Below are 14,401 nucleotides of genomic sequence, written 5' to 3' on the forward strand. Positions count from 1 at the left end.
GGTATTTATCACTACATCTGCACTTAGACTAACGCCGCTAAGCTCTTTAAACCAAAACTCATCTTTTTGCACGCTAAAGCCAACAAGGGCAGGGGTAAAAATAAGAGATGGATGAGCAAATAGGTTAAATTTATCAGTTAAATTTAGTTTTTTAGATTGGCAGTAAATTAAATTTACTGCATATTTATGCTTCCAGCTGGAGCAGGCATATCGCCCTTTTCATCTACAAATGGAGGCCCTTTTTGAAGCAGCGCAGTCACTTCAGAGGCAACTTTTGGATCCATTTTAGCCATGATGGTTGATATCTTTTTCGCATCAAGGGCGTAAAGTATGGTGGCTGCGTTTGATCTAGGCATTTGCGAGAGCACCTCGGCTGCTGCGCCATCTTTCATTTTGGCGTAGGATTCATTGACTTTATCAGTAGTCATCGTGCGAAGCTCTTTTAAAATTTTCTCATTTTTAGCGACAACTTCGTCGATCTCTTTGCGTTTTTGCTCGATCACTTTCATCGTCGCATTCAGATCAGCCTCTTTTTTGGCAAGCTTTTTGTTGTTCTCTTTATAAGCCGCAGCCGAGCTTGCTCGAAAGACCTCTAGGGCTTGGCGCTGCTCGTCGATGACCTCAAGTTCCTTTGAAATTTCCTCTTTTCTAGTTTCAAAGATCTGAGTGCAATCAACCGGCACTTCAAAGCAAAATGCAAAATTTATAACCATAAAAAAGAGTAAAACAGCTCTCATCACGCCTCGCTTTTGGCTGCAAATTTCATAACCGCAAACTCATCAAGAGCGAGCGCTTCAGCCTTTTGTATGCGTTTTATCTCTTTTTTAAATTCTTCTTTTTCTAGATATTTCATCTTTTCATACTCTAAATTTGCATTTTTATATTTGTGCTCGTAGTGCAAGACCTCTTTTTTTGCTATCTCTAAGCTTTCTTTGCAGGTACTTAGCTCGGCTCTTGCTATATTTATGAGCTCTAAATTTTCTCTTAGCTCGCCTATGTTGCCACTTTTTGGCAGGCTAAACTCGTTGAGCTTGGCTCTTAAGAGTGCTATTTTTTCTTCAGCATTTCTTACATTTAGCCTAGCAACGACGAGCTTAGCCTCTACCTTATCCATCTCCTGCTTTTTGACGCGGACGACGGAGGTAAATTTACTTTTCATCTAATGATCGTATCGCTTCTTTCAGGGCTTGTTGAGATATAGCCGACCTTCACGCCAGTTAGCTCCTCGATACGCTCGATATACGCTCTTGCGTTTGCTGGCAAGTCTTCATATCTGCTGATGCCTTTTACGCTATCCCAGCCTGCAAGCTCTTCATAGATAGGCGTTGCATTTTCAAGATCTGTTGGCACGTAGTCGATCGTCTCGCCGTTATATTGATACGCTTTGCAAATTTTTACCACCTCAAAGCCATCAAGCACGTCAAGCTTCATAAGCGCATAAGTATCTACGCCATCAAGCCTTGAAGCATATTTTACGCTTACTGCGTCAAACCAGCCACAACGTCTGCGGCGGCCTGTTGTTGTGCCAAATTCTTTACCGATCTCACACATCTTATCGCCGTTTGTGCCTTTGTCTTCAGTTGGGAAAGGTCCGTGTCCTACGCGAGTCGTATATGCTTTGATGACGCCTATTACCTTGCCTATCTCTTTTGGATTTAGTCCAAGGCCTGTGCAAGCGCCAGCGCTTATGGTATTTGAGCTAGTTACATAAGGATATGTGCCGTGATCGATATCTAAAAGTGTGCCCTGAGCGCCTTCAAGTAGGACTTTTTTATCTTCATCAAGCGCTTTCCAAACTAAATTTGTAGTGTTTGCGATAAATGGAGCAAGCACCTCTTTATATCTTTTTAGCTCTTCAAGTAGCTCATTTTCTTCAGGTATCTTTACGCCAAGAGCGTCAAATACTGGTTTATTTGTTTCAAAATCATGCATCAAAGCATCGCACAAGCGCTCTGGCTCAAGTAGCTCGCCAACTCTGTGGCCGCTTCTGCTTATCTTGTCTGCGTATGTTGGTCCGATACCTTTGCCAGTCGTTCCGATCGCTTTTTCGCCTTTTAAGCGCTCTTTTGCTTGATCGACTTGGCTGTGGTAGCTTAAATTTAAGTGCGCTTTGTCGCTTATGTAAAGTCTGCCCTCTAAGTTGTCAAATTGTGCCATCTCAGTGATGAGCACCTCTGGAGAGACAACGACGCCATTGCCGATGATATTTATGATATTTTTGTGCAAAATTCCGCTTGGGACAAGGTGAAGTGCGTATCTTACGCCATCGACCCAGATCGTATGACCAGCGTTGTGGCCACCTTGAGAGCGACAAATCATGTCATAGTTTAGTCCTAGCATATCAACTATCTTGCCTTTGCCCTCATCACCCCATTGAACACCAACTACTAAATCAGCCTTTCTCATTCTTACTTCCTTAAATTAATTTTTTCTTCTATCAATGCATCAGTATAAACAGCGAATCCGCTGCTTGAAATATCGTCTATTTCATAGTTTCCACCACTTGCTAAGATGGCGTTGTCTTTTAAAAATCTAAAAAATAAACTATCATAATATCTCATTTTTGAGTAATATAGCGGAACTATTCTTAAATTTTTATATTCTAGTGATTTTGCCACAGCTTGCAAATTTCGCAACGGCTCTTTTAGCTTATCAGGGACTAAATTTACTATCTCATCAAGCTCGCTAGCGTCCTTTAAAAGAGCTAGTTTGCTAAGCCACGGCACGTTTTGTGATAAAATTTTTTCTAGCCATGAGTTTTCAAAAATTTCTATCTCTAAGTTTAAAATTTCGCAAATTATCCTTGGTATTTGCATATTGCTAAGCTGCAAACAAGCGCCGATCTCAAGTTCGCTAAAGAGCTTTGCTACGATGTTTATGCTCTTTAAAATGTCGTTTTCACCGATAAGCTCAGCGCCTATTTGATAAATTTCTTGGCTTGGGTAGCGAAAGACTGGCTGTATGTAAAACCACCTCTTTGGCTCATTTGCCTTAAGCCTTCTAAGCACAATCCTAACGGTATCAACCGTGCTATCAGCCCTTAGGCTTATCTCGTGGTTTAGACTGTCGCTAAAGCGCAGAAGGTTTGTCGCATCTACGCTTAGATGTTGATGATACGAAAAAAACGGCGTTACGATCTCGCTAAAACCTTCATCTTCTAAAATTTCACTCGCTTTTTGCTCGATTTTTCTCTTTAGCTTCGCACTTTTTGCAAAGTAAAGTTTGCTTCCGTTTGGGATCTCGTGCTCATAAACATTTACATCACTCAACTCTTATCTCCTTACTAAAACCTAAATTTATATCACACTCTTTGATGATGGACACGGCTAAATTATAGAGTTCGCCGCTGTCACTACTGCTTGCTAGTTTGCTTAAATTTATAGAAATTTCTTGATTAAATTTACCTATATTTTTTATCTCGTCTTCTATTTTTTGCTTTAGGCTTTGTGCTAGTTTGTCGTCTTGATTTAAATTTGCTATCACTTCATTTGCAAGCTCTTTTAGTACGACTAAGCCTTTAAAAAGCTCGAAATTTTCGCTATTTTTATAGTCTTTTATATGTAGATACGGTCTTTCAAATTTAAACGAAGCAGCATCTTTTGCCAAAAGTGCCAATGAGAAAATGTTACCTTGAAATTTATCAAAACCAAGACCAAGTAAAAACTCAAGCGTTCTTTTATCATCGATATTTTTTATAGTCGCATTTAGTCCAAATTTATCAGCCACAAACCTTATCATATTTATGCTCTCAAGCGCCTCTTTTGAGTTAAAGATATGCTTGCAAAATTTATTATCTATATTAAAGCGGTTTGTCTTTAGCATGCCAAGAGCTTCTATCGAGCTTGAGTATGAGGCAAAGTCATCAAGTGAGAAGTGTATGCCAAGCTCTTTATACTTTCTAACATAAATTTCTAAAACTTCTAAATTTGTAGCTGTTGCAGCGTCGATAACATCGATGATAAGCCCAGTTGGATCAAGGCTTTTATCCTCATCAAATATCGCTTTAAATTTATGCCAAAACTCCTGCGTAAAGAGCTTTTTGACGCTTAAATTTACGCGAACCTTTGCGCTTATGCCATTTTCTAGCCACATTTTTCTTGCTAAAAGCGCCTCTTTTATCGTAAATAAAGCGATATTACTCGATGCGCTACTTGTCTTTATGAGTGGCAAAAAGTCGCTTGGATAGATGATCTCGCCATCTTTTCTCCATCTAATAAGCGCTTCAAAACTTAAAGTCTCGCCCGTGCTAAAGCTGATCTCTGGTTGAAATTCTAAAAACATTTCGCCAGCGTCAAGCGCTTTTAAAATTTTTGAGCCATCTTCGTATTGGCTCTTAAAATAGACATCTTTTTTCGCGTCAAATGTATAGCTTCTGTTTTTGCCGCTTATCTTGGCTTGATACATCGCCCAGTCGGCTCTTTGTAGCACGTCATCAGCCCCAAGATCACTATCAGCCAAGGCTATGCCTACGCTAGCGCTTGCTTTTAGTTTTAGCTCATCTATCTTCACTTCATCTGAAGCTAGCCTTAGCATATTTTGCGCTATCTCATAGACTTCGCCTAAATTTTCGTAGTTTATGACGCCTACAAACTCATCTCCGCCTATCCTTGCAAAGATATTTTTGCCATTAAACATAGCGCCTATCTTTTCAGAGATAGCTACTAAAAATTTATCGCCTATTTGGTGACCGAAGTTGTCATTTATGCTCTTAAAATCATCCATATCAAGGTAGATGACGGCTATTTTTTGTTCATTTTTTTGTATGAGAGAATTTAGCTTGTTGTAGAGTAGAAATCTATTTGGTAGCTTTGTGAGCGGATCGTGATATGCGATAAATTCTAGATATTTTTCATTTTGTGCTTCGTTATTTGCAAGCATTGCTAGCATGATGTAGCCAGTTTTTTTCTCATTTGCATCGATAAGCGGTAAAATTTCTATGACTTCAAGTTTGCTTTTGTTTTTATTATTTTCGCTCCAAACCTTGCCACTCCACGAGCCACCTTGGTTTATAGTCTCTATGATCTGGTGTTTTATATCGCTTAAGCCTTGCTTTATAAAGGTGATATCTTTTAGATATACGCTATCTTTTGCGCCCGCACTTTCAAAAAATGCGTCATTTGCGTCAATGACCCTCATCTCCTCATCAAGCAAGACGACCTCTTCTTTGCTAAATGAGAAAATTTTTGCAAGCAGGTCTTGGCAGACAAAGAAGCTATCTTCTAGGCTAAGGTCTTTTAGTGTGCCTTTTATCAAGCTTACTTCGCCAAATTCGTCGTATTCAAGCGCTTTTGCCCTTAGTCTAAAGTGTAAAATTTCTTTATCTATGCTGTAAAGCTTGATATCTTTTATGTATGTTTGAGCGTCTCTTAAGCTCTCAAAAAAGCTATAAAAACTATCAAACTCATCGACAAAGACCGACTTTGCTTGCTCGAAATTTAGAGTGCTTTGCGTGCCAAGAATTTTACTTAGCTCGTCTGAGATGTTGAGCATGTCGCTTCTTTTATCCCAAGTAAAGACATTTGCCTCACTCGCCCAAAGCAGAGCCTTGCTCTCTTTGCTTTGTTTTTCAAATCTCTCTTGAAGCTTTAGCATATCGCTAAGATCGGTAAATGAGTAGATGACCTTTTGCCCTTCTGCATCGATAAATTTAGCCTTTATCTTAAATGGAATTTTCTTGCCGTAAGCGTTTGTCATATTTGCTATGAAATTTAGCTCTTCATTTTTAAAGCTTGCTTGTAAAAAGGCTTTTTTACTTGCTAGCACGGCAGCTTTAAAGCTATCAAAGTCCTCGCTTGCGATGATATCTTCTAAATTTATGAGACCTTGGCTTTGGACGTTAAAAATTCTCTCGACATTGTTTGTGCTTTGGATGATCAAAAATGGCTCTTTTGCTGAAGCGATAGCGATAACATTTGGCGATAAAATGACGTAGCTTTTGATGATATCGTCATTTCTTTGCGTCATCTTTTCTTGAGTGATATCTTTTATAAGTATGAAATTTAGCCTAGTGTTTTCTAGCTCAAAGCTACTTTGGGTTACTAAAACATCGATTATTTCACCATTTTTACGCCTTAGCTTAGCCTCGTATGATAGATTATTGTTGATAGCATTTTTTCTATCTTCTGCTAAATTCTTAGACTCATCTTCAAGAAGTTCTTTTATATTTAGATCCGCTACGTCATCTTTTTTGTAGCCTAGTTTTTCTAAAAGAGCGTTGCTAATGTCTGTGATGACACCAGTATAAGCGTCAAAGACCACGATCTTTAAAAAGCTCTTTTCAAAGACATAGCCAAATCTACTCTCGTAGCTTTGTGCTGTCTCGTAAGCTTTATCTCTATCTTCGTAGAGTTTTTTGATGCTGTTATTTAGTAAGATAAATTCTTTTACGTCAAAGTCCTCATCAGTTGGCTTGCTTTTATCTGTCGCAAAAAGAGCGATCCTGGTAAATGCAGAGAGAATTTTGTCTTTTATATATGAGTTGTCGCGTAGCCAAAGTATGCTAAATGCTACAAAGCAGAAGAACGAAAGCACGACTAGAACTAGCTGGATAAATATCTGAAGTTGCCTACTAGAGCCTGTTATGACAAATAGCTTTTGCTCTTCTAGGTAGCTGATTTTGTAAAAATTCATATCCTTTAGCATAAAAATGATCTTATCACTTTTAAACTCGCCACCTTGTGAGATGTATTTATTAAAGTCCTCTTTTATAAATTTCTTATAAAACTCATCTCTTGAGAGATTGCCGTCTTTATCAACCAAAAAGACATATGCGGCAAAATTTTTATTGTAGCCTGTATCGACTCTGTTTTTTAAAAAATTTTGACTTAGTTGAGCGAGAATTTTATTGCCATTTTTTAGCCCATAAGCTATGTAGATATCTTTAAATCGTCTATTTTTATAAAATCTATCAGAAAGCCTAAACTCGCCCTCTTTGATATCTGAAAACCATGCAATATCGTAGTCGTGCAGCTCTAAAGCACCGTCAAATTTACGCTCGTAAAGCAAGGAGTTATCTTTTGATATCACGTAAAAAGCGGCGTAGAATTTACTTATAATAGTATCTTCATAAAACGGCTCTATGCCGTTTGCAATGAGTCTTGCCTTTGTAGATATGTTATCTTTTACATCTGAAAATGCGTTGGTGATGTTGTTTCTAGTGATTAAATTTAGAGTGGAAATTTCATATTTTATGTCGTTTATGCCAGCAAATATGACAAAGAGTGCAAGAAAGATGAAGGCAAAAAGAAGTAGTGCTATCTTTACATAGAACCTCTTAAAAATCTGCAAAACTGGTTTAGCGCTATTTTTTTGCATTAAATTTAAGCCTCGCTTTTTAAAACTAGCCATGATTTTAACGCAAATTTACTTTTTTTAGCTTATAAAATCTCTTTTTGTTTAAATTTAAATAGACACAGGGCATTTTGCCCCGTGAGTTAGTAGATCCAAGTAACTACTTCGGCTCTTTGTCTGCGGTATTTTTCTGGCTGTGGGTTTAAGCGGTAGCCAAATGGCACTACGATAGCCACTCTTTGCTCGCTCTCATCAAGGCCTAAAATTTCATTTAAAGCGTGTCTATCAAAGCCTTCGATCGGGCAGCTGTCGATCCCAAGGCTCGCGGCTGCGTTTATCATATTTGTCGCAGCTATCATGCACTGCTCGTGTGACCACTGAAATGTTAGCTCATCGTCGTTTTTGAAATTTGACAGCAAAAAGTCGTGATAAAATTTCTGCCTTGCAGCGATCATCTCAGGCTCTTTATTTGCGCGTTTAGCGATCATTTTATCAATATAGCTACTACCAACTTTTACCTCTTTGATCTTTGCCAAGATGACAACCAAATGCGAGCAAGAGGTGATCTGCGCTTGATTCCACGAAACGGCTTTTATCTTCTCTCTAAGCTCTTTGTTTTGCACGACCAAAAAGTCCCACTGCTCAAGCCCAGTCGAGCTTGGGCTTAGCCTGCCAGCCTCTAGGATAAAGTCAAACTCGCCAGCGCCGATCTTTTTGCTCTCGTCAAAAATTTTGCAAGCGTGACGAAATTTTAAAATTTCAAGATAGTTCATCATATCTCCTTTGTTAAATTTCTTGACATTATAAAGTGGTTAGGTAAATTAAAAGAAATTTAGAAATTTTATCATCTAGTGCATGAAAACTAGGCTAAATTTAGCCTAGAGTTAGTTTAAAAATATATCAAACTCGCCTTTTTGGATCGTTTCTGCGATGATGGCTGAGTGCTCATAGCCAGCCTCTTTTAGGCGCTTTAGAGCTAAATTTGCCTCATTTTCGCTAACAGCTAGTAAAAGTCCGCCAGAAGTTTGCGCATCAAAAAGCAAGATATCAGCCTCTTTGCTCACAAAATGCTTTGCAAATTCGCGGTTTTTGTAGCTTCCCTCTGGGATGATGCCCATATCGGCAAATTCTTTAGCGCTTGCGATCACTGGCACATCTTTTTCAAAGACATTAAAGCTGATCTTGTCGTTTAACATCTCGCTTAAATGCCCTAAAAATCCAAATCCAGTCACATCGGTAGCGGCATAAACTTTGATGCCACTTAGTGCTTTTAGAGCGTAGAAATTTAGCTGTGCCATGATGCCTGCGGCCTCATTTATCTGCTCCATGTTTAGTAGATCAGCCTTGATCGCTGTGCTTAGGATACCGCTGCCAAGGGGCTTTGTAAGGATCAAAACGTTACCAACTTCTGCTGTGTTGTTTGCCCAGAAATTTTGTGGGCTCACCTTGCCAGTCGCGCTTAGCCCATAATACATCTGCTGCGTCTCTATCGTGTGTCCGCCAACGATGACACCGCCACACTCTCTTACTTTATCGGCTCCGCCTTGTAAAATTTCGCCTAAAATTTCAGGCGCAAGGTTGCAGCTATCAAAGCCCACGATGTTTAGGGCGTTTATCACCTCGCCGCCCATCGCAAAGACGTCGCTTAGGCTGTTTGCAGCAGCGATCTGACCATAGATAAATGGATCATTTACTACTGGCGTGATAAAGTCAAGCGTCTGAACAAGTGCAAGATCGTCTGAGAGTTTAAAAACGCTCGCGTCTTCGTTTGAGCCGATGCTTGAGAGCAAATTTGGATGAGATAAATTTAAACTACTAATCGTTTTGTGAAGACCCGACGGGTCAAGCTTAGCAGCTCAACCAGCGGCTCTAACGAACTGTGTAAGCTTTTTGTCGTGATAGATCATAGTTTGATTTGCTCGTGAGTTGAGAGTATGTCGATGATCTCATAAGCGTTTGAAATTTCGCCAACTGCAAGATCGCTCACTAGTTTATAAGCCTCCAAGCAGCTTCCGCAGCTTAAAATTTGAACGCCAGCAGCTTCAAGATCTTTAAGTGGCTTAAAGCTTGGATGTGCGCGGTTTGTGGTCATCTTAACGGCGTTATTTACGCAGATGATTATCTTTGGTTTTTTCTCTATTTGAAGAAGTGCGCCTAGAAATTTTGATAGCAAATTTATGCCAACTTCGCCGCTACCTGCGCGCTCTTCGTTTAGATAGAGCACTTTTTCATTTTTTGGTGTTATATCGCAGACAAATTCGTCAAAATTTGTAAGCTCAAGTGCGCTTTTGCCCTTGATGGCTAAAATTTTAGTCTCATTGCCATTGCTTTCTAGGCTAAATTCTATATTTTGATTTTTTAAAAATCTCGAGATATTCTCTTTTGGCGCCAAAGCATTTACGATGATCTCTAGGCTCTCTCCCTCATTTAAACCCTCAAGTGCGTTTTTAGTCATGATGACTGGTTTTGGGCACTCTAAATTTCTACAATCAATTGTTCTTGTCATTGTTTTTCCTTTGTGATTAGTATTTCAAACCTTGAAACTGATTTTGGATTATAGCTAAAAAATATTAATTTTTTAAAAGGATTTGTGCTTTGAAATTTGCTATAAAAGAGAGTTTGACCCTGCGTAAGTCGCAAGGTCAAGGCTAGTTATTTTAAATTTGTGTAAGATTTTTCGTAGTCAGATACTGGGATCTTGTTTTCTTTAACAAGCTCTTGATACCAGTAGTGGTGAAGAACATAGACCTCTTCTTCTTCTTTGTATCCAGTGACCATCGACCAGATAGCGCCATGTATAGCGATCGCAGCCATATAGATATGAACTAAGAAAAATACCGCACAGACGATGCCAAGGCAGTTGTGGATAACTACGCTGTATCTTAAAAGATCGATTTGTTGGATACCAAACCAACTAGCAACTGCTGGCTCTTTGAAGTCTTGAAAATACATAATCGCACCAGTGATGATCATCACGATACCACCAGGGATAGCGATCCAATACCATGCTTTTTGACCGGCGTTAAATTTACCAGCAGGGACTGGTCTTTTCTTCTTTGATAGATAACCACCAACTATCAACATCCATCTGATATCATATACTGCTGGGAGCATTCTTTTTGTCCAGCTAAAGAGCATTGGTAGCACAGATATAGCAAAGATCACAGTTGCTATCTCGTGCAAGTATCTACAGAAACGCACAAATGTGCCACCACCTAGCTCTGCACCCCACATAATGATGATACCAGTTGGCACCAAGATGATCCAAGAGATCGCTGCTAGAGCGTGAGCTATACGTATAAATACTGAAAAAGCAAGCACTTTTTTGCCCTCGTGACTAAAGTGTTTTGGTCCGATGATCAAGAAGTGTAGCACGAACGCGCCGATAACAGCTAAAATGATAGAAAGTGCAGCTATCGCGAAGTAGTCGTTGCCTTGTATAAAAGTAAATATCGGGCCCCAGCCATGCTCATAAGGCTTGATATTTTCTATCCTCTGTGCTGCCCAAATGGTGCTGTCATATTGATTGACGCCAGTTGGTCCCTCAATGGCCATTGCCGCAACAGACAATGTAAAAAGTAGAGTAAGAATTCTCGTCATTTTATTCCTTTATTTGCTAAAGCTTAAATGATTTAAGCTTTGGTTAAATATGCTAAAATCACACAGCTATGCCGTTTTGCGGCTATTATATCAGAGCTAATCACAAGCAAACCTTAGCAAAAAAGATTACTAAAAATTTTATAAAAAACATTTAAGTTTTGTTAATTTTTAGCATTTTTGATCTGAAAATTTAGCTAAAATAAAGCCAAATTTTAGCCGAAAAAGGACCGCACTATGGATCTTTTTTGCCTTATATTTGATGAGTACGAGACGCTTGATCTCATGGGGCCAGTGGAGTTTTTAGCAAGGGTGCCTGAAATGAAGATAAACTACGTCTCGTTTGATGGTGGGATGAAAAGAAGCAAGCAAGGCTTTAAAATAAAAACAAAAAAGCTTAGTAAGATGCCAAAAGAGAGCGTTTTGCTACTCCCTGGAGGTCAAGGCACGAGGGTACTTGTAGATGATAGTGAGTTTATTTTGAGACTTAAAGAGTGCGTTTTGGCATCTAAATTTTGCCTAAGTGTATGCACTGGCTCAGCGCTCATCGCTCGCACAGGAGTGCTTGACGGACTAAAGGCTACCTCAAATAAAAGATCGCTTGAGTGGGTAAAAAGTTGCGGCGAAGCTGTAAAGTGGCAAGAGCGCGCTAGGTGGGTGAGGGCAGGTAAATTTTACACAGCTTCAGGCGTGGCTGCTGGTATGGATATGGCGCTTGGCTTTATCAGTGATCATTTTGGCAAGGAGCTAGCCCAAAAGATCGCAAACGAGACTGAATACAACTGGCAAAAAAGCTCAAAGATAGATAAATTTGCCAAAATTTATGGGTATTAAATTTAAGGTGGCTTGGACCTTTTGATAAAGTCAGAAATCTACTAAATTTTAAAAAAGATAACAAGCTAAGATAGCTTTTGCAAAAAGTGTCAAGATAAAATTTGTAGATAATAAATTTAAATCATTTTGGAGTTCGTAATCGGACTTTAAATTTGCCAAATTTAATAAGTTTAAATTTTGAAAACGAAAATAGCTTCAAGATAAATTTTTAAATTTAGGCATTTTAAAGCCCTTTTGGCGAAATCTGCAAGCCAGATAAATTTGACCTAAATTTAAAAGCCAAATTTACCTTCAAAAACTAAGCCTAGTTTCTGCGCCTATACTCTTCGTAGTCTAGCTCTCTAACCATTTTAACCTCGCCATTTTCTTTTAAAAGAAGAAGATCAGGCAGTTTTATGCCGTTAAATGTCGTGTTTTTAACGATGGTGTAGTGAATTTGATCTTCAAATATGACGCGGTCGCCGATTTTAAGCTCGCTATCAAATTTATACTCCGCATCGCCAGCCTCAAGCCCCACTATATCGCCAGCTAGGCAGGTATTGCCGCCAAATCTATAAGCAAATTTGCCGTTTTCACTCTCGCCTCTAACGGCTGGGCGGTAAGGCATGAGCACAGTATCAGGCATGTGCGCCTCGGCTGAGGTGTCAAGGATAGCGATATCTTTCTCGTTGTGTACGATGTCAAGCACGCTGCTTATCAAAAAGCCAGTCTGCCAGCCCACGGCCTCGCCAGGCTCCAGATAGACCTCTACGCCGTATTTTTCGCGAAAACGCCTAATTATCTTTATAAGCAGCTCCACGTCGTAATCAGCCCTTGTGATGTGGTGGCCGCCGCCCATATTTATCCACTTCATCTTTGGTATAAACTCGCCAAATTTCTCCTCAAATGCCTCCAGCACGGTCTGCAAGCTGCTAGCACTCTCCTCACAAAGCGCGTGAAAATGAAGCCCGCTAATGCCATCAAGAAGCTCTGGCTTAAAATTTGCCCTCGTGATGCCAAGCCTGCTAAATTTAGCGCATGGGTTGTAGCTGTCTGTTGGGGCTAGTGAGACCTCTGGATTGACCCGCAGGCCGCAGATAACGCCATTTTGCAGGGCAATGCCTTTAAATTTTTGCCACTGAGCAAAAGAGTTAAATGTGATGTGTTTTGAAATTTTTAAAATTTCATCAAAGTCCTCATCTTTAAAGGCTGGGCTATACGTGTGGATCTCGCCTTTTACGTATTCGCTTGCAAATTTAGCCTCATGAAGCCCACTACAAGTCGCCCCGTCAAGATATGAGCCCACCAAGTCCATCACTCCGCTAAATGCAAAGCCTTTGAGTGCTACTAAAATTTTAGCTCCGCTTTGCTCTTTTACATACTTTAAAAGCTCCAAATTTTTACGTACTTTTGCCTCTTCACAGACGTAGGCTGGGGTTTTTATGCTTTTTAAAATTTTGTTCATCTTCTATCTCTTTTGCAAATTTTCAAATAAGTATATCTAAATTTATTTTTAAGTAAAATCAGCAAAAATTTCAAAGGATAAAATGTGGTAGAGATCGAATTTCTTGGGCCTATCGGGCTTGAGAGTATAAAAGTAGAAGCGAAAAATTTAGGCGAGGTAAAAGCAGCTTTAAGCGAAAAAGAAGAGCTTAAAAAGTGGCTAAACATCTGCGCTGTGGCTGTAAATGACGAGATCGTAAGCGATATAAATTTCGCTCTTAAATCAGGCGATAAAATTTCTATCTTACCGCCAGTTTGTGGAGGCTAAGATGCAAATTTATAATGGCAGCTTGGACGTTCAAAGCATCACAAATGAGTGGTATGATAAATTTAAAGATAAAAACTGCGGCGCACTCATCACTTTTGTAGGCATAGTAAGAGAAGAGGGCGGTATTTCGGCGCTTAGCTTTGATATCTATGAGCCGATCCTTAAAAAATGGCTAGATGCTTGGCAGGAGCGAGCTAAAAAAGAAAATGCCTACGTGCTCTTTGCTCACTCAAAAGGCGATGTGCCAGTGCATACTAGCTCTTATGTAGCAGGTGTTGTTAGCCCTCAAAGAAAGGTCGCGCTAAGGCTTATAAACGAGTTTGTCGAGGACTTTAAGGCAAATGCGCCGATCTGGAAATATGACGTGATAAATGGCGAGAGAATTTACGCCAAAGAGCGCAGTCAAGCGATAAATGGCGCTGGACTTTTGGCATAAAAAGGGCAAAAATGATAACCAAAGAGAGTAAAAAAGATGTTTTTTGGGCACTAGCCTTTGGGATTGGACTCTTTGTCTTTAGCATCGTTGGATATTTTTACCTAGATCTTGGCACACCCTCTCTTTTTGGTGTCATCGTTGGCGCCATTTCAACCTTTTTTTGCGTGAGAAAGATCTTGCAAAACAACTTTTTTGAGATAGATGATGATGGATTTGTCATAAAAAAAGGCTCAAAAAATATCAAATTTTTCTTCAAAGATATCGACGAGATCGCTATTAAGAGCTTTGGCGATAAGAAAAAAGTCGATGCGCTAAGTGTTAAATTTAGAAAAAATCGCCTGGATAGAGATGCGTGTTTTGGGCTAGTTCAGGCACTTGGCGATGATATGATCGTCATTTTTGACAGATATGAGCTTTCGCAATTCACACTTTCAAAAGAGCTTCGAGATAGGCTTGCTAAATTTAAAGATAGGGCGTAAAAATTTATTATTATA

Annotated in this window: 14 protein-coding genes; 4 read left to right on the forward strand and 10 right to left on the reverse strand. The window is 39.5% G+C overall.

Annotated features, from left to right (window positions below):
* Positions 1–173: 173 nt before the first annotated feature.
* From UNSWCS_RS03960 to UNSWCS_RS04000, 9 genes are all read right to left on the reverse strand, one after another.
* Complete coding sequence (locus UNSWCS_RS03960) at positions 174–737, reverse strand: MotE family protein (protein WP_021087442.1); 564 nt, start codon at positions 735–737, stop codon at positions 174–176.
* Positions 737–1,159 (reverse strand): flagellar export protein FliJ, encoded by a 423-nt coding sequence (locus UNSWCS_RS03965; RefSeq protein WP_021087427.1) that lies wholly within the window; start codon positions 1,157–1,159, stop codon positions 737–739. Before UNSWCS_RS03965 ends, UNSWCS_RS03960 begins: the two co-directional genes overlap by 1 nt.
* Positions 1,156–2,406 carry an adenylosuccinate synthase gene (locus UNSWCS_RS03970; RefSeq protein WP_012140419.1) on the reverse strand — a complete coding sequence of 417 codons (1,251 nt, stop codon included), beginning with the start codon at positions 2,404–2,406 and terminating at the stop codon, positions 1,156–1,158. Before UNSWCS_RS03970 ends, UNSWCS_RS03965 begins: the two co-directional genes overlap by 4 nt.
* 2 nt (positions 2,407–2,408) lie before the next feature.
* A complete protein-coding gene (locus UNSWCS_RS03975; RefSeq protein WP_021087457.1) occupies positions 2,409–3,269 on the reverse strand; it encodes an ATP phosphoribosyltransferase regulatory subunit in 861 nt (286 codons plus the stop codon).
* The gene (locus tag UNSWCS_RS03980) at positions 3,262–7,314 is read right to left on the reverse strand and encodes a diguanylate cyclase domain-containing protein (protein ID WP_235044381.1); all 4,053 of its coding nucleotides are present in this window, start codon (positions 7,312–7,314) and stop codon (positions 3,262–3,264) included. Before UNSWCS_RS03980 ends, UNSWCS_RS03975 begins: the two co-directional genes overlap by 8 nt.
* A gap of 119 nt (positions 7,315–7,433) precedes the next feature.
* Entirely contained in the window at positions 7,434–8,063 is a 630-nt protein-coding gene (locus UNSWCS_RS03985) for an NAD(P)H-dependent oxidoreductase (RefSeq protein ID WP_021087465.1), read from the reverse strand.
* Between the two features lie 111 nt (positions 8,064–8,174).
* Complete coding sequence (gene selD, locus UNSWCS_RS03990; RefSeq protein WP_155242296.1) at positions 8,175–9,197, reverse strand: selenide, water dikinase SelD; 1,023 nt, start codon at positions 9,195–9,197, stop codon at positions 8,175–8,177.
* Complete coding sequence (gene yedF, locus UNSWCS_RS03995; RefSeq protein WP_021087476.1) at positions 9,194–9,796, reverse strand: sulfurtransferase-like selenium metabolism protein YedF; 603 nt, start codon at positions 9,794–9,796, stop codon at positions 9,194–9,196. The genes selD and yedF overlap by 4 nt, the downstream gene beginning before the upstream one ends.
* Before the next feature lie 146 nt (positions 9,797–9,942).
* On the reverse strand, positions 9,943–10,890 hold the full coding sequence (locus UNSWCS_RS04000) for a formate dehydrogenase subunit gamma (RefSeq protein ID WP_021087495.1): 948 nt from the start codon (positions 10,888–10,890) through the stop codon (positions 9,943–9,945).
* A gap of 234 nt (positions 10,891–11,124) precedes the next feature.
* Between UNSWCS_RS04000 and UNSWCS_RS04005 the strand changes: the two genes are divergently transcribed.
* Entirely contained in the window at positions 11,125–11,721 is a 597-nt protein-coding gene (locus UNSWCS_RS04005) for a DJ-1/PfpI family protein (RefSeq protein ID WP_021087467.1), read from the forward strand.
* A 304-nt stretch (positions 11,722–12,025) separates the two neighbouring features.
* On the opposite strand, the gene nspC is transcribed toward UNSWCS_RS04005, so the two are convergent.
* A complete protein-coding gene (gene nspC / locus UNSWCS_RS04010; RefSeq protein WP_021087432.1) occupies positions 12,026–13,165 on the reverse strand; it encodes a carboxynorspermidine decarboxylase in 1,140 nt (379 codons plus the stop codon).
* Positions 13,166–13,249: 84 nt separating this feature from the next.
* Here nspC and UNSWCS_RS04015 point away from each other — a divergent pair, with 84 nt between their 5' ends.
* Genes UNSWCS_RS04015 through UNSWCS_RS04025 form a run of 3 tightly spaced genes read left to right on the forward strand, consistent with a single transcriptional unit; the run spans position 13,250 to position 14,386 of the window.
* Positions 13,250–13,471, forward strand: coding sequence for a MoaD/ThiS family protein (locus tag UNSWCS_RS04015; protein ID WP_002941462.1), 222 nt, complete (start codon positions 13,250–13,252; stop codon positions 13,469–13,471).
* Between the two features lies 1 nt (position 13,472).
* The gene (locus tag UNSWCS_RS04020) at positions 13,473–13,907 is read left to right on the forward strand and encodes a molybdopterin synthase catalytic subunit (RefSeq protein WP_009295363.1); all 435 of its coding nucleotides are present in this window, start codon (positions 13,473–13,475) and stop codon (positions 13,905–13,907) included.
* 11 nt (positions 13,908–13,918) lie between these two features.
* Positions 13,919–14,386 (forward strand): hypothetical protein, encoded by a 468-nt coding sequence (locus UNSWCS_RS04025; protein ID WP_021087501.1) that lies wholly within the window; start codon positions 13,919–13,921, stop codon positions 14,384–14,386.
* The last annotated feature ends 15 nt before the right edge of the window (positions 14,387–14,401 follow it).

The sequence above is a fragment of the Campylobacter concisus UNSWCS genome (assembly GCF_000466685.1).
Lineage (GTDB): Bacteria > Campylobacterota > Campylobacteria > Campylobacterales > Campylobacteraceae > Campylobacter_A > Campylobacter_A concisus_A.